Raw genomic sequence first — 26365 nt, 5'->3', positions numbered from 1 at the left:
GATGCTTATGTGTTCCTGACATCTTGGCGCAGTCACAGGGGACTCATGGCGTGGGGGTGCCCACCGTTACGGAACAAACGCGTTTCGGGACAGCCCTGAGACACCTCTAAACTGAGCCCCGTGACCGAGAATGCTCAGCAGCAGCCCACAGCGCCCAGCACCGAACTGCCGACCCAGTACGCGCCGGCCGACGTAGAGGGGCCGCTGTACGAGCGCTGGGTAGAGCGCGGTTACTTCGCGGCCGACGCCAAGAGCGACAAGCCCGCGTACACCATCGTCATCCCGCCGCCCAACGTCACCGGCTCCCTGCACCTGGGCCACGCCTTCCAGCACACGCTGATGGACGCGCTGACCCGCCGCAAGCGCATGCAGGGCTTCGAGTCGCTGTGGCTGCCCGGCATGGACCACGCCGGCATCGCTACCCAGAACAAGGTCGAACAGCAGCTCGCCGAGGAGGGCAAGTCCCGCCACGACCTGGGCCGCGAGGAGTTCGTCGAGCGGGTCTGGCAGTGGAAGGAAGAATACGGCGGCAAGATCCTCGGCCAGATGCGCCGGCTCGGCGACGGCGTCGACTGGGACCGCGAGCGCTTCACCATGGACGAGGGACTCTCCAAGGCCGTCCAGACCATCTTCAAGAAGCTCTACGACGACGAGCTGATCTACCGCGCCGAGCGCATCATCAACTGGTGCCCGCGCTGTCTGACGGCCATCTCGGACATCGAGGTGGAGTACCAGGAGGACGACGGCGAGCTGGTCTCCATCAAGTACGGCGAGGGCGACGAGACCGTCGTCGTCGCCACCACGCGTGCGGAGACGATGCTCGGCGACACGGCCGTCGCGGTCCACCCCGACGACGAGCGGTACCGGCACCTGATCGGCAGGCGGATCAAGCTGCCGCTCACCGACCGCAGCATCCCGGTCGTCGCGGACACGCACGTCGACCCCGAGTTCGGCACGGGTGCGGTCAAGGTCACCCCGGCCCACGACCCGAACGACTTCGCGATCGGCCAGCGCCACGGCCTGGAGTCCATCACCGTCATGGACGAGCGGGCCGTCATCACCGTCCACGGCCCCTTCGAGGGACTCGACCGCTTCGAGGCGCGCTCCGCCATCGTCGCCGCGCTGCGCTCGCAGGGCCGGATCGTCGCCGAGAAGCGGCCGTACGTCCACAGCGTCGGCCACTGCTCGCGCTGCAAGACCACCATCGAGCCGCGGCTGTCCATGCAGTGGTGGGTCAAGGTCGGCCCGCTCGCCAAGGCCGCCGGTGACGCGGTCCGCGACGGCCGGGTGAAGATCCACCCCGAGGACATGTCGAAGCGGTACTTCGACTGGGTCGACAACATGCACGACTGGTGCATCTCGCGCCAGCTGTGGTGGGGCCACCGCATCCCCGTCTGGTACGGCCCCGAGGGCCAGGTCGTCTGCGTCGGCCCCGACGAGGAGCCGCCCGGCACCGAGGCGGAGGGCTGGCAGCAGGACACCGACGTCCTCGACACCTGGTTCTCCTCCGGCCTGTGGCCGTTCTCCACCCTCGGCTGGCCCGAACAGACCGCGGACCTGCGGAAGTTCTACCCGACCGACGTCCTGCTCACCGGCCACGACATCATCTTCTTCTGGGTCGCCCGGATGATGATGTTCGGCCTGTACGCCATGGACGGCGAGGTCCCCTTCCGCACCATCGCGCTGACCGGCCTGGTCCGCGACGAGCGCGGCAAGAAGATGTCGAAGTCCTTCGGCAACGTCGTCGACCCGCTGGACTGGATGGACAAGTACGGCTCCGACGCCGTCCGCTTCACCCTGGCCCGCGGCGCCAACCCCGGCACCGACGTCCCGATCGGCGAGGAGTGGGTCCAGGCGTCCCGGAACTTCGCCAACAAGATCTGGAACGCCACCCGCTTCGCCCTGATGAACGGCGCGACGGTCGAGGGCCCGCTGCCGGACCCGGCCGAGATGTCGGCGACGGACCGCTGGATCCTCTCCCGCCTCAACGAGACGGTCGCCGAAGTCGACGCGTTCTACGACGACTTCCAGTTCGCGAAGCTGTCCGACGCCCTCTTCCACTTCGCGTGGGACGAGGTCTTCGACTGGTACGTCGAGCTGTCCAAGACGACGTTCCAGGCGGGCGGCCGGGGCGCCGAGGTCTCCCAGCGCGTCCTCGGCGAGGTCCTCGACGTCACCCTGAAGCTCCTCCACCCGGTCGTCCCGTTCGTCACGGACACCCTGTGGACGACGCTGACCGGCGGCGAGTCCGTCGTGATCGCCGACTGGCCGGCCGACAGCGGCTTCCGCGACGAGGCGGCGGAGCGGGAGATCGAGGCCCTCCAGTCCGTCATCACCGAGGTCCGCCGCTTCCGCGCCGACCAGGGCCTGCAGCCCGGCCAGCGGGTCCCGGCCCGCCTGACGCTGGACGGCACGGCCCTCGCCCCGCACGAGGCCGCCATCCGCCAGCTGCTCCGCCTGCAGCCGGAGGGCGACGCCTTCGCGGCGACCGCGACCCTCCCGGTGGCCGGTGCCACGGTCGCCCTCGACCTCTCCGGCACCATCGACGTCGCCGCCGAGCGCAAGCGCCTCGCGAAGGACCTCGCGGCCGCCGAGAAGGAGAAGGCCCAGGCCACCGGCAAGCTCGGCAACGAGGCGTTCCTGGCGAAGGCCCCGGACGACGTGGTCGGGAAGATCCGCACCCGGCTCGCCAAGGCCGACGAGGACATCGCCCGCATCCGCACCCAGCTGGACCGCCTTCCGGAGGCGTGACCGGAGGCCCCCGCAAGGCCCCGGCCGAGGAGTCCGTACAGGCGTCCGGCAGCCCTTCCCGCAGGGCTGCCGGGCGCCTGCGCGCGTTTGCGGGCCGAACAGCGCCACCCGGCCACCGCCCTACAATCCAAAAGTAGGAACATGACCCCAATGTTCCGTTTTGGTGCCATGCGGCGGAGGGAACGCCCACATGCAGCGCAGGGGCCGAACGAGGACGCCTCCGCACCGGGGCCTGGTCCCCCTGACGGCCGGTGCGGGCGGCCTGCTCGCCGTGGTCATGGGCCTCGTCTTCCTGATGCTGGTCCTCGCGATCGGGGACGCCGAGCACTCCCTGCTCTCCGCGCGCAGCGGCCGGCCGGCCCTGACCCAGGTCGGTGTGGTCCAGGGGGCCGTCTTCGACATGGAGAGCGGTCAGCGCAGCTACGTCATCACCCGCAAGGACGCCTTCCTCGAACCCTGGCAGGCCGCCAGGACCGCGTTCCCCGGGCAGGCGCAGCGGCTCGTGGACCTCAGCACGTCCCCCGCCCAGCGCCGGCTGGCCCAGCAGATCCAGCGGTCCGGCCAGTCCTTCATCGACGACTACTCGGTCCCGCTCGTGGCCGAGGCCCGGCGCGGCGATCCCGACGCGAGCAGCACGGCGCGGACGCTGGAGGGCAAGCAGCGGCTCGACGGACTCCGGGACCGGTTCTCCCGCTACGTCGACACCGAGCGCACCTCGATCGACCGGCGTGAGAACGCGCTGGAGGCCCGGATGCGCACGCTGACGATCGCCGCGTCCGTCGGCGTCGGCGCGGCGGTCCTCCTGATCGTCGCCTACGGCGCCTACGTGACCCGGGTGATCGTCTGGCCGGTGCGCAGGATGGCCGGCTTCGCGACCCGGCTCGCCGCCGGGGACATGGGCGCCCGGGTGCCGCCCTCCGGACGCCGCGAGATCGGGCAGCTGGAGACGGCGTTCAACACCATGGCGGGCTCGCTGGAGAAGAGCCACCGGCGGCTGCGGCTGCTCTACGACGCCGGTACCGCCGTCGGCAACACCCTGGACGTGGGGCGGACCGCCGACGAACTGGTGCGGGTGGCCGTGCCCGGCTTCGCCGACTTCGTCACCGTCGACCTGGAGGAGTCCGTCCTGCGCGGCGGGGAGCCGACGGCCGCCGAGAACGTCCTGCGGCGCGTCGCCCGGGGCGGCGTCCGCGACGACTCCCCGCTGGACCCCACCGGTGCCCTGATCGCCGTGGACCCGCCGCCCGGCGCCACCCGCCACACCGCGGCCGCCCCGGCCCTCATGGCCGACCTGCGGGTCACCCGCAGAGCGCGGTTTCCCGACGCGCGGCGCACCGAGGAGCTCCTGGACTACGGCATGCGCTCGCTGATCACCGCGCCGTTGTCGGCACAGGGCGTCCTGATGGGGGTGATCGTCTTCTGGCGCACCCGGGACTCCCCGCCGTTCGAGAAGGACGACCTGTCCGACGCCGAGGAACTCGCCGCGCGGTCCGCGACCGCGATCGACAACGCGCGCCGCTACACCCGGGAGCGCGAGACCGCGCTGGCGCTCCAGCGCAGCGTGCTCCCGCACGGCCTGCCCGACTGCCCGAGCGTCGACTTCGCCTACCGCTACCTCCCCACCGGCACCCGGGCCGGCGTCGGCGGCGACTGGATCGACGTGATCCCGCTGTCGGGCACCCGGGTGGCCCTGGTCGTCGGGGACGTCGTCGGCCACGGCATCCAGGCCTCCGCCACCATGGGCCGGCTGCGCACGGCGGTCCGCACCCTCGCGGACGTCGACCTGCCCCCCGACGAACTCCTCACCCACCTCGACGACCTGGTCCTGCACCTCGACGACGGCGCCGGGGAGCAGGCCGGAGAGGTGGGTTCGACCTGCCTGTACGCCGTCTACGACCCGATCTCACGGCACTGCTCGCTGGCCAGCGCGGGCCATCCGCTGCCCTTCGTGATCACTCCCCAGGGGGCGGTGGAGCCGGCCCCCGGCCAGGCCGGCCCGCCGCTCGGGCTCGGCGGGCTGCCGTTCGAGACCACCGACCTGGAACTCACCGCGGGCTCCACCCTCGCCCTGTTCAGCAACGGCCTTGTGCACTCCCGCCACCTCGACATGGGCCACGGTCTCGACCGGCTGCGCCGCGCGCTCGCCTCCGCCGGGGAGGGGGAGCCGCTGGAGGAGTCCTGCGACCGGGTGGTGGCCGCGCTGCGCAGCGGCGAACCCGCCGACGACGTCACCCTGCTGCTGGCCCGCACCCGCGCCCTGCCCCGCGACCAGGTGGCCGCCTGGGAGATCCCCGCGGACCCCGGGCAGGTGGCGGGGGCCCGGACCCTGGCCACCGACCAGCTCGCCGCCTGGAAGCTGGACGAGCTGGCCTTCACCACCGAACTGGTGGTCAGCGAACTCGTCACGAACGCCGTCCGCTACGGCAGCCCCCCGATCCAGCTGCGGCTCATCCGCGACACCCGGATGCTGATCTGCGAGGTCTCCGACGCCAGCAGCACCGCCCCGCACCTGCGGCGGGCCCGGGTCTTCGACGAGGGCGGCCGGGGCCTGCTGCTGGTGGCCCAGCTCACCCAGCGGTGGGGGACCAGGCAGACCTCCGCAGGCAAGACGATCTGGTGCGAGCAGCCGCTTCCGGCGACCGACGCGTCCACCCGTCCGGAAGGCTCCGTAGACTGGTGCCGTGAGTGATCTGCCTCCGCGCGACCCCCATGAGAGCTTCGACGGCGACTTCGAGGACGGCTCCGAGGACGGCTTCGACGAGATCGTCGCGGCCGAGACGGACCGTGACCCCGACCTCGCGGCGATCGAGGCCGGCAGCCGGACCCTGCGTACCCGGGGCGGCCCGCAGCAGGCCGACGTCCCGGGCCGCCCCGAGGACCCCGAGGTGGACCGGGCCCTGCGGGAGGTGGAGACGGAGCTCGCCACCCGCTGGGGCGAGACCAAGCTGGAGCCGTCGGTCACCAGGATCGCCGCCCTCATGGACGTCCTGGGCGAGCCCCAGCGGTCGTACCCCTCGATCCACATCACCGGCACCAACGGCAAGACCTCCACCGCCCGCATGGTCGAGGCCCTGCTCGGCGCCTTCGAACTGCGTACCGGCCGCTACACCAGCCCGCACGTGCAGTCGATCACCGAGCGCATCAGCCTCGACGGCGCCCCGATCTCCGCCGAGCGGTTCATCGAGACGTACAACGACATCAAGCCCTACGTCGAGATGGTCGACGCGCAGCAGGAGTACCGGCTCTCCTTCTTCGAGGTGCTCACCGCCATGGCGTACGCGGCCTTCGCGGACGCCCCCGTGGACGTCGCCGTCGTCGAGGTCGGCATGGGCGGCTCCTGGGACGCCACCAACGTCATCGACGGGGACGTCGCCGTCGTCACCCCCATCGACCTCGACCACACCGACCGGCTCGGCGGGACCACCGCGGAGATCGCCGGTGAGAAGTCCGGCATCATCAAGCCGGACGCGACGGTCATCCTGGCCCAGCAGCCGGTCGACGCGGCGCAGGTGCTCCTCAAGAAGGCCGTCGAGGTGGACGCCACCGTCGCCCGCGAGGGCCTGGAGTTCGGCGTCGTCGCCCGCCAGGTCGCCGTCGGCGGCCAGCTGCTCACCCTGCGCGGCCTCGGCGGCGAGTACGACGAGGTCTACCTCCCCCTGCACGGCCCCTACCAGGCCCACAACGCGGCCGTCGCCCTGGCGGCGGTGGAGGCGTTCTTCGGCGTCGGTGCCCAGCGCCCCGAGCCCCTCGACATCGACACGGTCCGCAAGGCCTTCGCGGCGGTCTCCTCCCCGGGCCGCCTGGAAGTCGTACGGCGCTCGCCCACCGTCGTCCTCGACGCCGCCCACAACCCCGCCGGGGCCCGCGCCACCGCCGAGGCCGTCGGCGAGGCCTTCGACTTCAGCCGACTGATCGGCGTGGTCGGCGCCAGCGGCGACAAGAACGTCCGGGGGCTCCTGGAGGCCTTCGAGCCGATCTTCGCCGAGGTCGTGATCACCCAGAACTCCAGCCACCGCGCGATGGACGCGGACGAGCTGGCCGCGGTCGCCGTCGAGGTGTTCGGCGAGGACCGCGTCCAGGTCGAGCCGAGGCTGCCCGACGCCCTGGAGGCCGCGATCACGCTGGCCGAGGAGGAGGGCGAGTTCACCGGCGGCGGCGTGCTGGTCACCGGTTCCGTCATCACCGTCGGCGAGGCCCGACTGCTCCTCGGGAGGGCCTGACCATGCGCACGCTCTGTTCCTCCACCCTGATCGGCGAGTTCTTCGTCATCGGCTTCGCCGCCCTGGTCGCCATGAAGGACGCCGACCTGTCCACCGCCACGGTCTGGCTGGTCAGCGGCATCGCCATGTTCCTGTGCGTGGCCCTGTGCGGCGTGATCACCCGCCCCGGCGGCGTGGCCCTCGGCTGGGCCCTGCAGATCGCCCTGGTAGCGTCCGGCGTCTTCGTCCCGACGATGTACTTCCTGGGCGCGGTCTTCGCGGGCCTGTGGTGGGCCTCGGTGCACTACGGGAAGAAGATCGACGAGGCGAAGGCCCGCTTCGCAGCCCAGACCACCCAGGACAGCCCGTCGGGCGCGTGACGACGAAGGCCGGCCGGGATCGCAACTCGGCTCGTCGGGTGTGTGGAGGCCAAGGCCGGCCGGTACCACATCTCGGCTTGTCGGGTGTGTGCACGCGAAGGCCGGCGGCCGGTACCACAACCCAGCCCGTCCGGCGTTTGAGGACGAGGCCGTTCAGGCCGATGCGGGGGTCCGGGGGCGGCAGCCCCCGAAGCCGGCCGCACCAAGCCGACCTGCACACTGTGTAACAGGCGCTCAGACCGGCCCTGTAGCCTCTCCTCACCGCACCCGGCCAGTACCGAAGGAGCTCACCCGTGACCCAGCGCACCCTCGTCCTGCTCAAGCCCGACGCCGTCCGTCGGGGCCTGACCGGCGAGATCATCAGCCGCATCGAGCGCAAGGCCGGCTGGCAGATCACCGCGCTGGAGCTGCGCACCCTGGAGCGGGCCACGCTGGAGCAGCACTACGCGGAGCACGTCGGCAAGCCGTTCTACGAGCCGCTGGTCGAGTTCATGTCCGCCGGCCCGTCCGTCGCCCTGATCGTCGAGGGCGAGCGGGTCATCGAGGGCATCCGCGCCCTGGCCGGCCCCACCGACCCGATCGCCGCGGCGCCCGGCTCCATCCGCGGCGACTTCGGCGTGATCGTCCGCGAGAACCTGATCCACGCGTCCGACTCGGAGGAGTCCGCCGAGCGCGAGGTCAAGATCTTCTTCCCCGGCCGCGCATAGCCGTCAGGGTTCCGCAAAGGGCCCGTACGGAGTTTTCGTGGAAGTTCCTGACGGGGCGTCAGCCCATTGAGCTGCGTGATCTGGGACGGCCGAACGATTTCGGCCGTCCCTCGGCATATGCGTGCCGATCGGGGGAACGAGTGGCCCCGTCGGACCGTCTCCACAAGCGAGGCGGCCGTACACGTGCTGACAATGGCGAAGACCCTCGCGCAGTGTTCGTGCAGGCGCGTCTACGATGGAAGCCTTCACGTCACAGCACCCACTTCGCCGACCTGAAATGCCCTCAAAAGCTCCCGGGAAGGCCAGACGAATCCTGATGGGGAACTCAATGTCGTTCATCGGCCGTGACATGGCTGTCGACCTCGGGACCGCCAACACGCTGGTGTACGTCAGGGGTCGCGGGATCGTACTCAACGAGCCGTCCGTTGTCGCGATCAACACGAACACCGGTGGAATTCTTGCGGTCGGCGCAGAGGCGAAGAAGATGATCGGGCGCACGCCCGGAAACATCGTCGCCGTGCGTCCGCTGAAGGACGGCGTGATCGCCGACTTCGAGATCACCGAGCGGATGCTCCGCTACTTCATCCTGAAGATCCACAAGCGGCGGTACCTCGCGCGGCCGCGGGTGGTCGTGTGCGTGCCCTCCGGCATCACCGGTGTCGAGCGCCGTGCCGTCATCGAGGCGTCGTCGCAGGCCGGTGCCCGCCAGGTGCACATCATCGAGGAGCCCATGGCGGCCGCCATCGGCTCCGGCCTGCCGGTCCACGAGGCCACGGGCAACATGGTGGTGGACATCGGCGGCGGCACCACGGAGGTCGCGGTCATCTCGCTCGGCGGCATCGTCACCGCCCAGTCCATCCGCGTCGCGGGCGACGAGCTGGACAACGCGATCATCCAGCACATCAAGAAGGAGTACTCGCTCCTCCTCGGTGAGCGGACGGCCGAGCAGATCAAGATCACCATCGGTTCGGCGTACGACCTCGACTCCGACGAGCACACCGAGATCCGCGGCCGGGACCTGGTGTCCGGCCTGCCCAAGACCGTCGTCATCTCGGCCGCCGAGGTCCGCAAGGCGATCGAGGAACCGGTCAACGCGATCGTCGACGCCGTCAAGACCACGCTCGACAAGTGCCCGCCGGAGCTGTCCGGCGACATCATGGACAGGGGAATCGTTCTGACCGGCGGCGGAGCCCTGCTGCGCGGTCTGGACGAGCGGCTGCGCCGGGAGACCGGCATGCCGATCCACATCGCCGAGGACCCGCTGGACAGCGTGGCGCTCGGTTCCGGCAAGTGCGTCGAGGAGTTCGAGGCGCTCCAGCAGGTCCTGGACGCCCAGCCGCGCAGATGACGTAACTCTTCGATTCCGCCGTACGAGATGATCTCCTCTCGTGCGGCGGATCGTTGATATGGAGGCATAGGCTCGCACCGAGCGAGTTCTCCCCCCTCCCGCAAACCTCCGCACCCCCCCCACATGCCCCACATGCTCCATATGCCCCACATGCTTGACGAACTCCCGAAATCAAGTTCCGCAAGTTCCTATTGAGGAAGGCACGGCCGCCGCACGTGAGGGACACGAAAGAGAGCCGGCTGCTCCTGGTGCTGCTGATCGCCATCGCGTTCGCGCTGATCACGGTGGACATCCGAGGTGGCAGGAACTCCCCGGTGGACGGCGCCCGGCAGGCCGCGGCCGCGGTCTTCGGCCCGATCGAGAACGGCATGTCGACGGTGGTGGACCCGGTCGGAAACGCCGTCTCCGCCGTCCGTGACTCCGGCGGACGGCACGACCGGCTGGCCCGGCTGGAGAAGCAGAACGCGACGCTCAAGGCGAAGCTCGGCAGCGACGACCGCAACCGCAGCCGCCTGAACCAGCTGGAGAAGATGCTCAACGTCGCCGCCGAGGGCCAGTACGGCATCAAGGGCGCCCAGGTCATCGCCATAGGGTCGGCGCAGGGCTTCTCCTGGACCGTCACCATCGACGTCGGCTACAACGACGGCATCAAGCGGGACATGACCGTCCTCAACGGCAACGGCCTGGTCGGCCGCGTGACCACGGTCGGCCCGGACGCCTCCACCGTGCTGCTCGCCAACGACCCCGACTTCACCGTCGGCACCCGCATGGAGGGCAGCGACGAACTCGGCTTCGCCTCCGGCCAGGGCGACCGCCCGCTGCGCGTCGAACTCCTCGACAGCAAGGCCGAGGTGAAGAAGGGCGACCGGCTCGTCACCTTCGGCTCCCAGGGCGACAAGCCGTTCGTGCCCGGGGTCCCGGTCGGCACGGTCACCAGCGTCGACCCGTCCAACGGCGGCCTCACCCGCACCCTGTACGTCACGCCGTTCGTCTCCTTCACCAAGCTCGACATCGTCGGCGTGGTCGTCCAGGCGCCGAAGAGGGACCCGCGCGACGAGGTGCTCCCGGCCAAGCCCAGGCCGACCCCGACCCCGACGGTGACCGTCACGGTCACCCCGTCCGCGGACGCGAGCGCGAACGGCACCGACACCACCGGCCAGCAGCAGTAGGAGCTGAATCCCCCATGCGCGTCAACAGGATCCTGCTCTCCTCCGCCCTGGTCGTCGTCGCCCTGGTGATCCAGGTGAGCGTCCTCGCCCGCCTCCACCTGCCCGGCGCCGTCCCCGACCTCATGCTGCTCACCGTCCTCGGCCTCGCCATGGTCTACGGCCATGTGGGCGGCGCCCTCGTCGGCTTCGGCGCCGGACTCCTCGCCGACCTCGCCCCGCCCGCCGACCACGCGGCCGGCCGCTACGCCCTGGTGCTCTGCGTCGTCGGCTACTTCGCCGGCCTCATCAAGCCGGAGAACGGCCGCCTGAAGTCCGCGACCGGCCCGATGCTCGTCGTGGTCGCCGCCGCCGTCGGCTCCACCCTGCTGTACGCCGGCGTCGGCGCCCTCGTCGGCGACACCGCCGCCCGGCACGTCGGCATGACCAGCCTGCTGATCACGGCCGCCCTGTACGACCTGCTGCTCGCCCCCTTCGTGGTCCCCGGCGTCATGGCGCTGGCCCGCCGCGCCGACAACGACCCGCTCACCGAGGCCAACTCCGGCGGCAAGGCCGGCGACATCTCCTCCGGCTGGATCTCCTCCGGCACCGGGATGCGCATCGGCGGCCAGCGCGGCGGCCTCGGCGGCCTCAAGGCCAGGGCCCGCACCCGCAACGTCCGCGTCGGCCGCATCAAGGGGGTCAAGCGGCTGTGAAGGCGGGGGAGTTCACCCGAACGGGTGCACGGGGGCGGAACGCGGTCTCACAGGTCGATCGTTCATCATTCGTACGCGCACGCGCATTTGTGCCGGGAGAGGGGGAGACAGCCCAGTGACCAACATTCCCGAGACCGGTCGGACCCCACGGGTCCAGATCCGTCTCGTCGTCATCCAGATCCTTGTCCTCTCCCTGCTCGGCACCCTCGGCGGCCGCCTGTGGTACCTGCAGATCCGGGAGGGCTCCGAGTACCAGAAGGAGGCCTCCGGCAACCACGTCCAGCAGGTCGTCGACCCCGCCGTGCGCGGTTCGATCCTGGACGCCCGCGGAGTCCCCCTCGCGGACAACGAGACCCGGCTGGTGGTCTCCGCCTCCCGCACCGACCTGCTCAAGCAGAAGGACGACGGCAAGGCGGTCCTGACCAAGCTCGCGGGCGTCCTCGGGATGAAGCCCGAGGAGGTCATGCAGAAGGTCCGCCTCTGCGACGCCAAGACCCCCCAGCCCTGCTGGAACGGCTCGCCGTACCAGCCGATCCCGATCACCGACGAGGCCACCGCCAAGCAGGCCCTGCAGATCCGCGAGCGCTCCGAGGACTTCCCCGGCATCACCGCCGAGCCCGAGGCCGTCCGCCGCTACGCGAGCCCCGGCAAGTCCAACACCGCCCAGGTCCTCGGCTACCTCTCCCCGGTCACCGACGACGAGATCCAGCAGGCCAAGGACACCTCCTCCCCGTACCTGCGCTCCGACCAGGTCGGCCGCTCGGGGCTGGAGCGCGAGTACGACAAGGAACTGCGCGGCAAGGCCGGCGTCACCCGCTACGAGGTCGACAACCTCGGCCGCGTCATCGGCAAGGCCAAGTCCGACGCCGCCGAGCCCGGTTCCAACCTGGTCACCAGCATCGACTCCCGCGTCCAGCGGGTCGCCGAGTACGAGCTGGACACGGCGATGAAGGCCGCCCGCCAGCAGTACGACAGCATCACCCACGAGAACTACAAGGCCGACTCCGGCGCCGTCATCGTGATGGAGGCCAAGACCGGCCGGATCGTCGCCATGGCCTCGGCTCCCACCTACGACCCGAACGTCTGGGTCGGCGGCATCTCCGCCAAGGACTACCAGGCCCTCACCGGCAAGAACTCCGACTACCCGCTGCTCAACAGGGCCATACAGGGTCAGGCGGCCCCCGGTTCGACGTTCAAGGTGGTCTCCACCGCCGCCGCGGTCAACGCCGGCTACGCGTGGGACGGCGGCTACCCCTGCACCAGCTCCTACTCGGTGGGCGGCCAGGTCTTCAAGAACTTCGAGGGCGAGAACTTCGGCGACATCTCCCTGGGCCGCGCCCTGGAGGTCTCCTGCGACACCGTCTTCTACGGCCTCGCCGACCGCGAGTGGAAGAAGGACGGCGGCATCAACCCGAAGAAGGGCGAGCCGAGGGACTACTTCTTCAAGACCGCCCACCAGTTCGGCCTCGGCAAGGAGACCGGCATCGACCTGCCCAACGAGGTCACCGGCCGGGTCCCCGACCGCCAGTGGAAGATCGACTACTGGAAGGCCAACAAGGACGCCTGGTGCAAGTCCGGCAAGAAGGACGGCACCTACGTCGAGAAGATCGAGTACGAGAACTGCCTCGAAGGCAACAAGATGCGCGAGGGCGACGAGATCAACTACTCCATCGGCCAGGGCGACACCCTCGTCACGCCGATACAGGAGGCGATGATCTACGGCGCCGTGGCCAACGGCGGCACCGAGTACCAGCCGACCATCGGCAAGGCGGTCATCAGCGCCGACGGCAGGACCGTCCAGGAGATCAAGCCCAAGGTGGTCCGCAAGCTGCCGGTCACCCAGGCCACCCTCAAGGGCATGGACGAGGCCTTCGCGGGCGTCATCACCCGCGGTACGGCGGCCTGGAAGTTCGGCGGCTGGCCGCAGGACAAGATCGCCCTGCACGGCAAGACCGGTACCGCCGAGGTCTACGGCAAGCAGACCACGTCGTGGCTGGCCACCTACAGCAAGGACTACACGGTCATCATGACCATCTCCCAGGCCGGTACCGGTTCCGGTGCCTCCGGTGAGGCGGTCCGCAACATCTACAGCGCGCTGTACGGCGTGTCGGCCGACGGCTCCGTCGACAAGAACAAGGCGCTGCTCTACACCCCGCAGAAGGGCCTGCCGAAGGTCCGCACGGACGGCACGATCGACTCCCCGAAGGTGTCCAAGGACCCGGCGAAGGACTTCGAGGTCTTCTCCAAGCAGGGCGACAAGAACACCGGCGACGGGCAGACCCCGGCCGCCACCACGGCCTCCCCGTCCACGGGCAACCGCACCACCCGCAGGCGACCGCGCAAGAGGGGACGCCGGAGGATGCTCACATGACCGGCGTCAACAACTTCTCCGTCTCCGGATACGGCCCGGCACGGGCCGGCTGGACCCGGGCCTTCGCCCGGGACTCGCTGACCCGCCGCCTGGACTGGCCGATGCTGCTGGCCGCCCTCGCCCTGTCCCTGCTCGGCTCGGTGCTGGTCTACTCGGCGACCCGCAACCGCACCGAGATCAACCAGGGCGACCAGTACTACTTCCTGGTCCGGCACCTGATGAACATGGGCATCGGGCTCGCCCTGATGATCGGCACCATCTGGGTCGGCCACCGCCAGCTCCGCAACGCCGTACCGATCCTCTACGGCCTCTCGCTGGCCGGCATCCTCGCGGTGCTCACCCCGCTGGGCGCCACCATCAACGGCAGCCGCAACTGGATCGTCCTCGGCGGCGGGTTCTCGCTGCAGCCCGCCGAGTTCGTGAAGATCACGATCATTCTGGGCATGGCGATGATACTGGCGGCGCGGGTGGACGCCGGTGACAAGAAGTACCCGGACCACCGCACCGTCCTGCAGTCCCTGGGTCTGGCCGCGGTCCCGATCCTGATCGTGCTGCTCATGCCCGACCTCGGCACGGTCCTGGTCATGGTGACCATCATCCTCGGCGTGCTGCTCGCCTCCGGCGCCTCCAACCGCTGGGTCTTCGGCCTGCTCGCCGCCGGAGTGGTCGGCTGCGTCGCCATCTGGCAGCTGCACATCCTCGACGAGTACCAGATCGCCCGCTTCGCCGCCTTCGCCAACCCCAGCCTCGACCCCTCCGGCGTCGGCTACAACACCAACCAGGCCCGCATCGCCATCGGCTCCGGCGGCCTGACCGGCGCGGGCCTCTTCCACGGCTCGCAGACCACCGGCCAGTTCGTCCCCGAGCAGCAGACCGACTTCGTCTTCACGGTCGCGGGGGAGGAGCTGGGCTTCGTCGGCGCGGGCCTGATCATCGTGCTCCTCGGCGTCGTCCTGTGGCGCGCCTGCCGTATCGCCCGCGAGACGACCGAGCTGTACGGCACGATCGTCGCGGCGGGGATCGTGGCGTGGTTCGCGTTCCAGGCGTTCGAGAACATCGGCATGACCCTCGGCATCATGCCGGTCACCGGTCTGCCGCTGCCGTTCGTGTCGTACGGAGGATCGTCGATGTTCGCGGTGTGGGTGGCCGTGGGACTGCTGCAGTCGATCAGGGTGCAGCGGCCGATGTCGGCCTAGCACCGCGGAGAACCGGGGCAGAAGCGTACAGGTGAACACATTGTTCCCCATGTGTTCACCTGTGGCTTGTTTTGCCTTTCCCTCCGATTTACCTGCTTCGGCCGCTGGCCCCTGCGGTGCTCGGCCATTAGATTCTGTTCATGGCGGATACGAAGCGTGAAATCGAGCGCAAGTACGAGTCCGACGACAGCGGCCTGCCCGACCTGACCGGCGTCGCGGGGGTGGCGAACGTCGTGGACAAGGGCACCGCCGACCTCGACGCGACCTATCACGACACCTCCGACCTGCGCCTCGCCTCGGCCAAGGTCACCCTGCGCCGCCGCAGCGGAGGCAGTGACGCCGGCTGGCACCTCAAACTCCCCGTCGCCCCCGGCGTCCGGGACGAGATCCACGCCCCCCTCTCCGACACGCTCCCCGACGAACTCGCCGCCCTGGCCCGCTCCCGGGTCCGCGAAGGCCGGCTGGTCCCGGTGATCCGGCTGCGCACCACCCGCGACGTCCGGCACCTCGTCGACGCCGACGGCGCCCTGCTCGCCGAGGTGAGCGTGGACCGCGTCCGGGCCGACCGGCTCTTCGGCGGCGACGGCAGGGCCCAGTGGACCGAGATCGAGGTGGAACTCGCCGACGGCGGCGACCCCGCCTTCCTCGACAAGGTGGAGAAACGGTTGGGCAAGGCGGGCGTACGCCCCTCGAAGTCCGCCTCCAAGCTCGCCCGCGCCCTCGCCGAGACCAAGGGCGGCAAGCCCCGCCCGCCGAAGACCGGCTCCGCCCCGCCCGCCACCGCCGGCGACCACGTCATGGCCTACGTCCGCGCCCAGCGCGACGCGATCGTCGAGCTCGACCCGGCCGTCCGCCTGGACACCGAGGAGGGCGTGCACGACATGCGGGTCGCCACCCGCCGGCTGCGCAGCACCTTCCGCACCTTCGGCAAGGTCCTCGACCGGCAGGTCACCGACCCGGTCGCCGACGAGCTGAAATGGCTGGCCGGCGAACTGGGCGTGGGCCGCGACCAGGAGGTCCTGGCCGAACGCCTGCTGGCAGACCTCGCCGCCGTACCCCCCGCCCTCGTCGACGGCCCCGTCCACGACCGCCTGCACCACTGGGCCGAGGCGAGCGAACGCGGCTCCCGCAGCCGGCTCCTCGGCGTCCTCGACTCCCGGCGCTACCTGGCACTCCTCGACACCCTGGACACCCTCGCCGCCGACCCGCCCCTGCTGAAGGCGGCCGCCGGAGACCCCGGGGAGATCCTCGCCAAGGCCGTGCGCAGGGACTTCGCGAAGGTCGCCGACCTGATCGAGACCGGCATGGCACAGCCCCCCGGCCACGACCGCGACCTCGGCCTGCACGAGGCCCGCAAGAAGGCCAAGCGCACCCGCTACGCGGCCGAGGCCACCCGCCCCGTACTCGGCAAGCCGGCCAAAGCCCTGCTCGCCGCCATGAAGGCGCTCCAGACCATGCTCGGCGAGCACCAGGACAGCGTGATGGCCCGCGAGACCCTGCGCGAGCTGGCCGCGGTGGCCCACGCGGCCGGGGAGAGCACGTTCACGTACGGGCTGCTCTACGGCCGCGAGGAGCAGCGCGCGGCGGCAGTGGAGGCCGGGACACCGGAGGCCTGGGCACGCATCAAGGCCGGGACGCCGGTGTGATCCGGGCGTACGGGGGAGTCCGCCGACCGGGTTAGGCTTGATGGTCACCCTCCCCGGTCACGGCCGGGGAACCGCCCCGGCCTCCGGCCGGGGAGTCGCCCCCAGCCACCTCACAAAGGTCCGCGAGATGCCTGCCGAAGCCGCCGCTCAGGTCGCCGAGTCTGTGTTCCCGCAGCTCGAAGCGCTGCTCCCGCACGTACAGAAGCCGATCCAGTACGTCGGCGGCGAGCTCAACTCCACGGTCAAGCCGTGGGAGGCCTGCGACGTCCGCTGGGCGCTCATGTACCCGGACGCCTACGAGGTCGGGCTGCCCAACCAGGGCGTCATGATCCTCTACGAGGTCCTCAACGAGCAGGAGGGCGTCCTCGCCGAGCGCACCTACAGCGTGTGGCCGGACCTGGAGGCGCTGATGCGCGAGCACGGCGTCCCCCAGTTCACCGTGGACAGCCACCGCCCCGTGCAGGCCTTCGACGTGTTCGGCCTGTCCTTCTCCACCGAGCTGGGCTACACGAACATGCTCACGGCCCTGGACCTGGCCGGCATCCCCCTGGAGTCCAGGGACCGCACGCTCGACCACCCGATCGTCCTCGCCGGCGGGCACGCGGCCTTCAACCCGGAACCGATCGCGGACTTCATCGACGCGGCGATCATCGGCGACGGCGAGCAGGCCGTCCTCGACATGACGAAGATCATCCGCGAGTGGAAGGCGGAGGGCCGCCCCGGCGGCCGCGAGGAGGTCCTCCTCCGCCTCGCGAAGACCGGCTCCGTCTACATCCCGGCCTTCTACGACGTCGAGTACCTCCCCGACGGCCGCATCGCCCGCGTGGTCCCCAACAGGTCCGGCGTCCCGTGGCGGGTCTCCAAGCACACCGTCATGGACCTCGACGAGTGGCCGTACCCCAAGCAGCCCCTCGTCCCGCTCGCCGAGACGGTCCACGAGCGCATGTCCGTCGAGATCTTCCGCGGCTGCACCCGCGGCTGCCGCTTCTGCCAGGCCGGCATGATCACCCGCCCGGTCCGCGAACGCTCCATCACCGGCATCGGCGAGATGGTCGACAAGGGCCTCAAGGCGACCGGCTTCGAGGAGGTCGGCCTGCTCTCCCTGTCCTCGGCCGACCACTCCGAGATCGGCGACATCGCCAAGGGCCTGGCCGACCGCTACACCGAGGACAAGATCGGCCTCTCCCTGCCCTCCACCCGCGTCGACGCCTTCAACATCGACCTGGCCAACGAACTCACCCGCAACGGCCGCCGCTCCGGCCTCACCTTCGCCCCCGAGGGCGGCTCGGAACGGATCCGCAAGGTCATCAACAAGATGGTCTCGGAGGACGACCTCATCCGCACCGTCTCGACGGCCTACGGCAACGGCTGGCGCCAGGTGAAGCTCTACTTCATGTGCGGCCTGCCCACCGAGACCGACGACGACGTCCTCCAGATCGCCGACATGGCGACCAAGGTCATCGCCAAGGGCCGCGAGGTCTCCCGCTCCAACGACATCCGCTGCACGGTCTCCATCGGCGGCTTCGTCCCCAAGCCCCACACCCCCTTCCAGTGGGCCCCGCAGCTCTCCGCCGAGGAGACCGACGCCCGCCTGGAGAAGCTCCGCGACAAGATCCGCGGCGACAAGAAGTACGGCCGCTCGATCGGCTTCCGCTACCACGACGGCAAGCCCGGCATCGTGGAAGGCCTGCTGTCGAGGGGCGACCGCCGCATCGGCGCCGTCATCCGCGCCGTCTACGAGGACGGCGGCCGCTTCGACGGCTGGCGCGAGCACTTCTCCTACGACCGCTGGATGGCCTGCGCCGACAAGGCCCTGGCCTCCTCCGGCGTGGACGTCGACTGGTACACCACCCGCGAGCGCACCTACGAGGAGGTCCTCCCCTGGGACCACCTTGACTCCGGCCTCGACAAGGACTGGCTCTGGGAGGACTGGCAGGACGCTCTCGACGAGACAGAGGTCGAGGACTGCCGCTGGACGCCCTGCTTCGACTGTGGGGTGTGCCCGGCCATGGACACCCAGATCCAGGTGGGGCCGACGGGCAAGAAGCTGCTGCCCCTGACGGTCAAGAACACGGGTCCGGCCCCGGCTTCGAGCGGGCACGTGCACTGAGGCGGGAGCGGAGGAAGCGGCTGCGGCGTCGGCTGCGGTAAGCCTTCCACGTTCCCGGTTCCCGCCTGGCGGTGCCGTCGGTTCCCTTCGGGACGCCGCTGCCGAGTCCGGTGCGGGCCCCGCAGATCATTTCCGAGGCGGAATGGGCGTGAGGAGGCGGCGGTCCCCGAAGTGGCCGCCTGCGGCTGCCCGCACTGCGGGTGGCGACGGGCCGCAGTAGGAGGCGCCGAACAGCATCTGCCGGGCTGAGCGGTACCACCACCAGTACCCTTCCGGGCAACAAAAACCCGGGCGGGTACTGCGGGTTGGGCGGGACGGGAGCCGAGGAGAGTGACCCGTTCGAGGCCGACCAGGCACCTCTTGCCCGGCGGGGCTCGTTCCGTCTCCCGCGGTTGGCTGACCCCCTGCCGAGGGCGGTTGTGCGTCCCGGGCCCGGGCCAAGAGTTGTGGGCAGGCTGCATTCGGCGCCTGCTCAGCTAAGTGTCACTGACGCCGACCATCCTCCACAGACGCGTGCTGCGCTCACACAGCAGGAGGCCCGGCCGACGGGAGGACCACCGGCAAGGCGCTCACCAAGCCCCCGGCGACCAGCCCGAGGCCGCCGCCTGAAAGCCGTCGCCGGTCGTCCAGCGGCGTCGGCCTCGCCGGGCATGGGAGCACGAGCGCACGAACCGACTACGCACCTGCGGCGGCGTCGACTCCGCCTGCCGATGAACCGACGAACACCGCCAGGTAGCGAAACTCTCCACCTGCTCCGACCTGTTCGGAGTACATCTCCCACTTGAGGGGGTACGCACCTCGCAGACTGCAGGTGTTCGGCTCATAGGTCCCCTCGGCCCAGAGCAGCGTTCCCGCCAGTTCCCGTCCGTGGTGAATCCGGTAGTCGTGATCCCGAGTACGTCGGCGGCCAGGATCCGGGAGAGTCCACAGGGACGCCTCGTTGGACAGCATGAGGGCAAGACCGTTCTGACCGGGCCGACGACAGAAGCGCTCCAGCCTCGCTATGTCCCGGACAAAGTGCAGGCGGGCAAGGTCGGTGGCGCCATGCGCCTTCAGGGCGTAGTCCTCGACCGGAGTGCCGGCCTTGCCGGTCCAGCCTCGGGTGAAGTACTTGAATTCAATTGCAGTGCGGCCCTCGGGCCCGAGGCACTGGAGGTCGAGATACTCGGTCTTGCCCGGCCCCCGCTGCGGCACCTCAAGCCGCGACTGCACGTCCGGCGCCAACTCCCAGAGGACCCGGGCGAAACCATGTTGGAGGTCGGCTTCGGAGTGGAAGACCGGCCTGCGCCGGGACAGCTCCGCCATGACGTCGTCGAGTGAGGCCCGTCCGGCAATGATGCTCGTAGGATCTGTCGGCGTCATGGTCACGACGCCATTGAACCGGTCCCTCGCCTGAACCCTCAAACCCTGCGGGCCCCATGGGCGGCATCAGTCGCGTTCGAAAATGGATGGCTGGCAGGGACGGAGCAGCCCACCCTTTACGTCATGGAGGAACCGCGACACAGGATCCGCGCGTTGCACACGGCATCCACGATCACCGTTTACCAGGCATACGCCCCGGAGATCGGCCTGCCCGCCGTCCGGGAGGGCCGTTTTCCCACTGTATGGAAACGCGACAGGATGACGTGGATCAAACCGTCGTTCCTGTGGATGATGTACCGCTGCGGCTGGGGCACCAAGGAGGGGCAGGAGACCGTGCTGGCTGTCGAGATCGGCCGTGACGGCTTCGATTGGGCGCTGCGCAACGCGTGTCTGTCGAGCTACGCCCCCGGGATGCATGCCGACCGAGCCGCCTGGCAGCGTCAGTTGAAGCGGGCGCCCGCTCGCGTGCAGTGGGACCCCGAGCGGGATCTGCACCTGCAGCCCCTGCCGTACCGATCTCTGCAGCTCGGCGTTTCCGGTGAGGCCGCACGACGCTACGCGGACGAGTGGACGGTCGCCATCCGGGACGTCACACCACTCGCCCACGAGATCCACGCCCTCGTCCGCAGCGGTGACCTGGACTCAGCCAACCGACTGCTGCCCCAGGAGCACCCCTATCCCGTTGAGGACGCGTTCCTTGCCCATCTACGGGGATGACGGCCTGATCCGCCTGTCGGCACTGTGGCAGCACCAGTTCCCCAAGGGGCCTCCCATCGCACACGAACTGCGCACTGCATACAGCGACCGTTGGGTGCGGTTCCACAGTCTCCCGGGCGCAAAGCGCTACCCGGAGACCGAGGGCGAGTACGCCATCGCCCTCCACCGGTACAACACGATCCTGGACGAACTCTTCGAGGGCAGCGACGTCTACGTCATCACCATGGCCTGGTCCTGGGAACCGGACGGACCTGAACGCCCGCTGCGACGGCAAGAGGTACACCCCCGAGGCACCCGATGGACGACACTCGCGTACGACGACGATCCCGACCCCGAACCCCACAGCTACACGCACCTCTACGCTGACCGTCGCCCCTGGCGACCAGGCACGGTCGACGACATCCTCCGCGAAGTGGCAGACGACGTGCTCAGCGGAGTGATCATCACCGACAGCAACCTCACGCGCATCCACCATCCGTACGACGGCGGCGCTGACGTCATCGCAACGAACTCCGCGGAACGCGACCGAATACGTGACAGCCACCAGGACTGGCTGCCTCGAAACCCCGACGGTCTTTGAAACGGCGATCGGGAAGCGACCGTCCTGCCGGTGAGCGGGCGGAGGCGTCTGCCCCCGCCCGCGGGGTGGTCAGGGAGCGTCGATGAGGCCGTACTTCGGCACGGTCACCGTGCGGGCGCCCGGCGTGCCGCCGAGGACGACCTTGCGGTACGTGACGTTGTTGGCCGTGCTCTGTTCCTTGAGCCGGTTGTCGGGGTTGGCGATGACCTGGATGTAGTAGGTGCCGTTCGGCAGGTCCGTGACGTCGAAGGACTGGCCGGGCCGGTACTGGCTGTAGGTGTCGCCGTTGCCGACGTCGAGCACCTCGCGCACCGAGACGGCGGTCTCCTCACCGCAGGCGGTGGCGAGGTCGGTGTTGTACGGGTGCCAGTTGGCGTTCTTCACCGTGTAGTCGATGGCGTCGGTGTTGGCGAGGCAGAACGCCTCCTTGCCGCTGCGGACGATCTCCTTCTTGTCCGCGCCGAGCAGCCGGTAGCTGGCGAAGTCGCTGAAGTGCCAGTGCTGGTGGCCCTCCCGCGGATCCCACTCCATGGTGCCGGTGGGCGTGTACCCGACCTGCTTGCCCTTGGCGTCGTAGAAGTACTGGTACGCGTCCATCTTCTCCGCGCCGGGCTTGCGGAACCCGTCCACGACCAGCGGCGAGGGGCCGCCGTTCCAGACGGTGGCGCTGAAGGCGAGGTACTCCTTGCCCGGGGCGGCTCCCGCTCCGCCCTCGGCCCCGTCGGTGATCGCGATGCCGTACGCGGGGAGGGCCCGCAGGTCGGGCTTGGGCATGGCGGCGGCCACGGCCGCCTTGCCGACCGGGCGTCCGGCGGCCGGCTTCGGGCTCTTCGACGTGCTCTTCTGCCCGCGCCTGGCGCCGGCCAGCCCCTGGCCCCCGCCGGAGTCCTGCTGGCGGACCGTCACCTTGATGGTCTGGGTCTTGTCGGGTATTCCGAACAGGTCGCGGTACTTCTTCGCCACCGACACCTTCGCGGTGTAGACGCCGGCCGGCAGGTCGATCGCATTGTCCCCGCGGAAGCCCTGGGACGTGGCGGCCGCCCAGCCCTTCTCGACACCCCACACCCCGCCCAGCGCGAACGGGTTGTCGGAGCAGCCGTCGGGGTACTTCGAGGTGGCCGGTGCATCCGGCCGGATCCGGCCCGCCTGGTTGTTCGGGCAGAACGACTGCGTGGTGTCGACCTTCTTCGCCCCCGACTCGTCGCTGATGCTGACCTTGAGGAAGCCCGGCAGACCCGAGAAGTCCTTCACCAGGCCCTTCGGCAGGGTCCTGGTCACCGTCCGGCCGCCGGAGCGGATCACCTGCGACGCGACGACGGGGTCGTTGTAGGACTTGCGCGTCACCCGCAGCTCGAACGGTCCCTTGTCGACCGTGATGTAAGTGCCGAGGTCCAGGTAGATCCCCGGCTCGCCTTCCCATCGGTCGACGGTCACCGCGGGGGTGGCGGCGATCAGTTCGAGCTTCGGCGTACCCGCCGGTGTAGCCGCTCCCGCGCCGGGCGCGGCGAGGGTTCCGGCGGCGCCGACGGTGAGGGCGGCAGCGGCGATGACCGCCGAACGCCGTAAGGCATTGGGGTGGTGTCTGGTCATGGGTGCTCTTTCTCCGTCTGGTCGGGACGAGTCGTGCACGTCTTGCAGGCACGGAAGGATGTACTTGTGTGCCATCTGTGAAAAGGCCGGAAATTCGGTTCAGGTTGCCTGGCGACCTGAAGTCGCCCTGAACGGCGGCTCGTTGACGCTGTCAACTCGGCGATCGGCGACCGTCTGCCACTCGGCCGTGCCGGAGAAGGGGAGAAGGTACGGAGACCGGTGCGCGGCTTCCGCGCCTACGGACCGTCTGCCGGGCGGTGAGCGCTCGCCGACATCTGCACAGGGCGCGATCTCGGGCTCACGGCGCTGGACAAGAGGCGCCGACAGCAGGGTCTGCGACGGTTGTGGGTGTTCAACGGCTCATGAGGCACTCTGCGATCCATCGGGCGCCTTCACGGGTCACGTGACAGCACAGCTCGCCGCCACGTCCTGCCACGCCTGGTCGTCCAGGTAGTCGGTTCTGACGACCGGTTCAGCAGCCGGTGGCCGGGTGGGTGGCCGGGGGAGTGGTGGCCTGGAGGTCCCAGTCGGAGGGGGTGAAGGCCGAACCGCCCAGCAGTTGCACGGTGCCCCGGACGTTCCCGGCCACGGTCTTGTGCCAGTACCAAGGCCCGGTGGGGGCGGAGTCCGCGGTATCGAAGGTCCAGCCCAACTTCCCCAGGGCTGACTTCAGATGCGCGACGACCTGCGCGTCCGTGCCCCCGCCGGTGAACCCCAGGCTCACCGTCGGCTCGTCCCAGCCGTACGTGGACTCAATCCCGTCACAGGAGTCCCACCTCGGCTTGGTCGCGTACCTCGAAGAGACATGCGCCCCCGCCGGAGCGACGGCGAGCACCGGCTTGATCGCCGCGAGCAACCGTCCGCCCGGATCAGGATCCCCGACCGGCTGCGGCGTGCTGCTCCCGCACCCGGCCAGACCCACGACCGCCGCAACCACGGCTACTGAAGCCGCCCCCTCGCGTCTCCACCCGTGCGCCGCCATCCTCGCACCGTTGATCATGGCCTTCAGGACGCCCACCCACCTTGTTCGGTTCCTCGCAGGCCACCCTCGCACAGCGGATGGCGGGTCCTGCTGCGCGGGGCACGGCGGCGCAGTGGGTGACCTTGCAGGCCGGTGGACGGCCCGCCTTCCTGTTCCTAGCGGCGAGCTGACCGCTGAGACAGGCACAGGCCCTGGAGGCGGCGGTGAGCTCGTGGTCCAGGTGGCAGGTGGCAGGTGGCAGGTGGCAGGTGGCGGGTGGCGGGTGGCGGGTGGCGATGCGGGCAGGGGGCGGCCCGGATGCCGTTGCGCCGGGTGGGTGACAGACTGAGAGTTCGGAGTCCGGTGCCGGGTGGCGGTGGCGGATAGTCCCGTGCGGCTCCGACTGATCCGCGCGCTGTGTGTCGTTGCAGCGATCGGTCCGTATCCCCGCTGGCCGGGTCCTGCTCATCGGCATACGAGACGGCGCCTGCGTCGCTACCACCGCTCGCTTCCGCCAGAACGACAGGGCGTCGACCCCGACGAGCCCCGGTAAGCCCACGCCGTGCTCACCACCGCCGTCCCCGCCGGCCCCGCGGGCGGGGACGGCGGGGACGGCGGGACTCCTGGTAGTGGCCGGCAGGGCCCGCGCAGTGGACGGTGCCGGTGGACGTGGAGGCGGTCATGGCTGGTGGGTCGGGCGGGGCGCACGGAGAACTGGCCGGGCAGACGGTCGTCGTGGTGGGCGGCAGCGCCGGCATCGGTCTGGAGACGGCGCGACAGGTGCGGGCGGCCGGCGGCGACCTGGTGCTGGTGGCGCGCAACGCCGAGCGCCTGCGCCGGGCCGCGGACGAACTGCACCCACTGAGCACGGCCGCGCTCGACGCCCAGGACACCGCACACCTGGAGCGGTTCCTCGGGGAGCTGTCCGGACGGGTCGACCACGTGCTGGTGACGGCCGGCAACCCGTCGTACACCCCGCTCGCCGAACTCGATCTGACCGACGCCGCCCGGGACTTCGGCGCGCGGATCGCCATGATGCTCGCGGTGGCGCGGGCGGGCCGGGAGAAGGTCAGGGCCGGGGGGACGCTGCTGTTCATCGGCGGCACCGGCGGCCGGCGGCCCGCGCCCGGGATGGCCGTCGTGGGCGCGGTCACCGCGGCGCTGCCGGCGCTCACCGCCAACCTGGCCCTGGAGGTCGCCCCGGTCCGGGTCAACCTCATCGCCGCCGGGTTCGTGGACACCCCGCTGTCCGCCGCCCTCCTCGGCGACCAACTGGAGGCACGGCGCGAGGAACTGCGCAGGACGCTGCCCATCGGCCGGGTGGTCGGCCCGGCGGACGTGGCCGCTCTCGCCGTGCACATCATGGTCAACGACGCCCTCACCGGCGCCACCTACGACATCGACGGCGGCCAGCAACTGCTCGCCCGCTGACCGCCCGCCCACGCCGGCATCCCCACGCCCCTACGAGACGGGAGGCACAAGCCATGGACATGAAACTGGAGGTCGTCGTCGTGCCGGTCACCGACGTCGACCGGGCCAAGGACTTCTACACCACGCTGGGCTGGCGGCTCGACGCGGACGTCGCCGGCGACGGGGACTTCCGGGTGGTGCAGGTGACCCCGCCGGGCTCCCCGGCGTCGGTCATCTTCGGTTCGTCGGTCACCGAACAGGCTCCGGGCTCGGCCCAGGGCCTGCACCTGATCGTCGACGACATCAGGACCGCCCACGACGAACTCGCCCGGCACGGAGCCCACCCGAGCGAGGTGTTCCACGACGCCGGCGGCGTCTTCCACCACGCCGGCTCCGACGCCCGGCTGGACGGTCCTGACGGCAGCTACGGCTCCTTCCTGTCGTTCAGCGACCCGGACGGCAACGGCTGGCTCCTCCAGGAGGTCACCACCCGGCTCCCGGGACGGCTCGACCCCGCCACCACCACCTTCTCCTCGGTCGACGACCTCGCGGACGCCCTGCGCCGGGCCGCGGCCGCACACGGCGAGCACGAGGCACGCACCGGCAGCGAGGACCCCCACTGGCCGGACTGGTACGCGCGCTACCTGGTGAGCGAGCAGGCCGGGACCGAACCGCCCGCGTGACCCGGCCGCGCCCATCCATCCCCCTCCGACCTGCTGTGATGTGTCCCACGGGCCCTTGTCGTCACCCGGAAGGCCTACCTAAATTCCGTTATATGTCCGACAAAGATGCCTCCCGTCCCGCCGAGCCGGTCGAGTTCTCCGTCGACCTCACCGGTCACGAGCTGACCCGCCGCGCCCATGTCATGGCGGCGCTCGGCGACGACTGGGACCCCGTCGAGATGGTGCGCGGCGAGGAGGAGGCGTACGACCTGCTGTACTCCGGCCTCGACCCGGAACAGCAGCGGCTCTACGACACCCTGCTCGCGGCCGGCGTCCTGCCGCGCCGCGGCGGCGGACGCCCCGGCGGCGACGACCCCGCCGCCTGATGCTCCCGCCCGCACACCGGGGCGGCGGCTTCCCCGCCGTACCCCGCCGCACGGCGTGAACCACCCGCGAGGGGTGAGGACGTCCCGCGCGGCCGGCCGGAAGCTGGACGGTCCGGAAGGGCGGGTGG

General features: G+C 70.3%; 21 protein-coding genes. 18 read left to right on the top strand and 3 right to left on the bottom strand.

Features of this window, described 5'->3' with window-relative positions; all coding sequences use genetic code 11:
• Nucleotides 1-120 precede the first annotated feature (120 nt).
• The 12 genes from ACFZB3_RS14360 to ACFZB3_RS14305 all read left to right on the top strand — a co-directional run bounded on the left by ACFZB3_RS14360 (nt 121) and on the right by ACFZB3_RS14305 (nt 18569).
• Entirely contained in the window at nt 121-2751 is a 2631-nt protein-coding gene (locus ACFZB3_RS14360; RefSeq protein ID WP_391374714.1) for a valine--tRNA ligase, read from the top strand.
• A 190-nt stretch (nt 2752-2941) separates the two neighbouring features.
• Nucleotides 2942-5440, top strand: coding sequence for a SpoIIE family protein phosphatase (locus ACFZB3_RS14355; RefSeq protein ID WP_391374711.1), 2499 nt, complete (start codon nt 2942-2944; stop codon nt 5438-5440).
• Between the two features lies 1 nt (nt 5441).
• Nucleotides 5442-6971, top strand: a complete 1530-nt coding sequence (locus tag ACFZB3_RS14350) for a glutamate ligase domain-containing protein (protein WP_391375782.1) — start codon at nt 5442-5444, stop codon at nt 6969-6971.
• A gap of 2 nt (nt 6972-6973) precedes the next feature.
• The gene (locus ACFZB3_RS14345; RefSeq protein WP_391374708.1) at nt 6974-7330 is read left to right on the top strand and encodes a DUF4233 domain-containing protein; all 357 of its coding nucleotides are present in this window, start codon (nt 6974-6976) and stop codon (nt 7328-7330) included.
• 293 nt (nt 7331-7623) lie between these two features.
• The gene (gene ndk, locus ACFZB3_RS14340) at nt 7624-8037 is read left to right on the top strand and encodes a nucleoside-diphosphate kinase (protein WP_093503045.1); all 414 of its coding nucleotides are present in this window, start codon (nt 7624-7626) and stop codon (nt 8035-8037) included.
• 328 nt (nt 8038-8365) lie between these two features.
• Nucleotides 8366-9385, top strand: coding sequence for a rod shape-determining protein (locus ACFZB3_RS14335; protein ID WP_004001297.1), 1020 nt, complete (start codon nt 8366-8368; stop codon nt 9383-9385).
• Between the two features lie 215 nt (nt 9386-9600).
• Entirely contained in the window at nt 9601-10554 is a 954-nt protein-coding gene (mreC, locus tag ACFZB3_RS14330) for a rod shape-determining protein MreC (RefSeq protein WP_391374705.1), read from the top strand.
• 14 nt (nt 10555-10568) lie between these two features.
• A complete protein-coding gene (mreD, locus tag ACFZB3_RS14325) occupies nt 10569-11246 on the top strand; it encodes a rod shape-determining protein MreD (RefSeq protein ID WP_391374703.1) in 678 nt (225 codons plus the stop codon).
• A gap of 115 nt (nt 11247-11361) precedes the next feature.
• Complete coding sequence (gene mrdA / locus ACFZB3_RS14320; RefSeq protein WP_391374701.1) at nt 11362-13617, top strand: penicillin-binding protein 2; 2256 nt, start codon at nt 11362-11364, stop codon at nt 13615-13617.
• Nucleotides 13614-14813 carry a rod shape-determining protein RodA gene (rodA, locus tag ACFZB3_RS14315; protein WP_391374698.1) on the top strand — a complete coding sequence of 400 codons (1200 nt, stop codon included), beginning with the start codon at nt 13614-13616 and terminating at the stop codon, nt 14811-14813. Before mrdA ends, rodA begins: the two co-directional genes overlap by 4 nt.
• Before the next feature lie 140 nt (nt 14814-14953).
• Nucleotides 14954-16459, top strand: coding sequence for a CHAD domain-containing protein (locus tag ACFZB3_RS14310; protein WP_391374695.1), 1506 nt, complete (start codon nt 14954-14956; stop codon nt 16457-16459).
• A gap of 127 nt (nt 16460-16586) precedes the next feature.
• Nucleotides 16587-18569, top strand: coding sequence for a TIGR03960 family B12-binding radical SAM protein (locus ACFZB3_RS14305; protein WP_391374693.1), 1983 nt, complete (start codon nt 16587-16589; stop codon nt 18567-18569).
• A gap of 675 nt (nt 18570-19244) precedes the next feature.
• Here the strand turns inward: ACFZB3_RS14305 and ACFZB3_RS14300 are convergent.
• On the bottom strand, nt 19245-19931 hold the full coding sequence (locus ACFZB3_RS14300) for a hypothetical protein (protein ID WP_391375779.1): 687 nt from the start codon (nt 19929-19931) through the stop codon (nt 19245-19247).
• 123 nt (nt 19932-20054) lie between these two features.
• Between ACFZB3_RS14300 and ACFZB3_RS14295 the strand changes: the two genes are divergently transcribed.
• Nucleotides 20055-20648, top strand: coding sequence for a DUF4291 family protein (locus ACFZB3_RS14295; RefSeq protein ID WP_391374690.1), 594 nt, complete (start codon nt 20055-20057; stop codon nt 20646-20648).
• Entirely contained in the window at nt 20629-21228 is a 600-nt protein-coding gene (locus ACFZB3_RS14290) for a hypothetical protein (protein WP_391374687.1), read from the top strand. The genes ACFZB3_RS14295 and ACFZB3_RS14290 overlap by 20 nt, the downstream gene beginning before the upstream one ends.
• Before the next feature lie 69 nt (nt 21229-21297).
• Here ACFZB3_RS14290 and ACFZB3_RS14285 read toward each other — a convergent pair whose 3' ends face one another.
• Both ACFZB3_RS14285 and ACFZB3_RS14280 read right to left on the bottom strand, forming a co-directional pair.
• On the bottom strand, nt 21298-22818 hold the full coding sequence (locus tag ACFZB3_RS14285; protein WP_391374684.1) for a lysyl oxidase family protein: 1521 nt from the start codon (nt 22816-22818) through the stop codon (nt 21298-21300).
• 472 nt (nt 22819-23290) lie between these two features.
• Nucleotides 23291-23542: a hypothetical protein gene (locus ACFZB3_RS14280; RefSeq protein ID WP_391374682.1), complete on the bottom strand. Its 252-nt coding sequence runs from the start codon at nt 23540-23542 to the stop codon at nt 23291-23293.
• 81 nt (nt 23543-23623) lie between these two features.
• Between ACFZB3_RS14280 and ACFZB3_RS14275 the strand changes: the two genes are divergently transcribed.
• The 4 genes from ACFZB3_RS14275 to ACFZB3_RS14260 all read left to right on the top strand — a co-directional run bounded on the left by ACFZB3_RS14275 (nt 23624) and on the right by ACFZB3_RS14260 (nt 26237).
• Nucleotides 23624-23764: a hypothetical protein gene (locus tag ACFZB3_RS14275; RefSeq protein WP_391374679.1), complete on the top strand. Its 141-nt coding sequence runs from the start codon at nt 23624-23626 to the stop codon at nt 23762-23764.
• A gap of 696 nt (nt 23765-24460) precedes the next feature.
• Nucleotides 24461-25210, top strand: coding sequence for an SDR family oxidoreductase (locus ACFZB3_RS14270; protein WP_391374677.1), 750 nt, complete (start codon nt 24461-24463; stop codon nt 25208-25210).
• Between the two features lie 53 nt (nt 25211-25263).
• The gene (locus ACFZB3_RS14265; protein WP_391374674.1) at nt 25264-25872 is read left to right on the top strand and encodes a VOC family protein; all 609 of its coding nucleotides are present in this window, start codon (nt 25264-25266) and stop codon (nt 25870-25872) included.
• A gap of 92 nt (nt 25873-25964) precedes the next feature.
• The gene (locus ACFZB3_RS14260; protein WP_391374671.1) at nt 25965-26237 is read left to right on the top strand and encodes a DUF6400 family protein; all 273 of its coding nucleotides are present in this window, start codon (nt 25965-25967) and stop codon (nt 26235-26237) included.
• Nucleotides 26238-26365: the final 128 nt, after the last annotated feature.

This window comes from Streptomyces sp. NPDC008092 (genome assembly GCF_042957285.1).
In the GTDB taxonomy this organism is placed as follows: domain Bacteria; phylum Actinomycetota; class Actinomycetes; order Streptomycetales; family Streptomycetaceae; genus Streptomyces.
The sequence above is the reverse complement of the archived record's forward strand: the minus strand, read 5'-3'. Positions and strand labels throughout refer to the sequence as shown.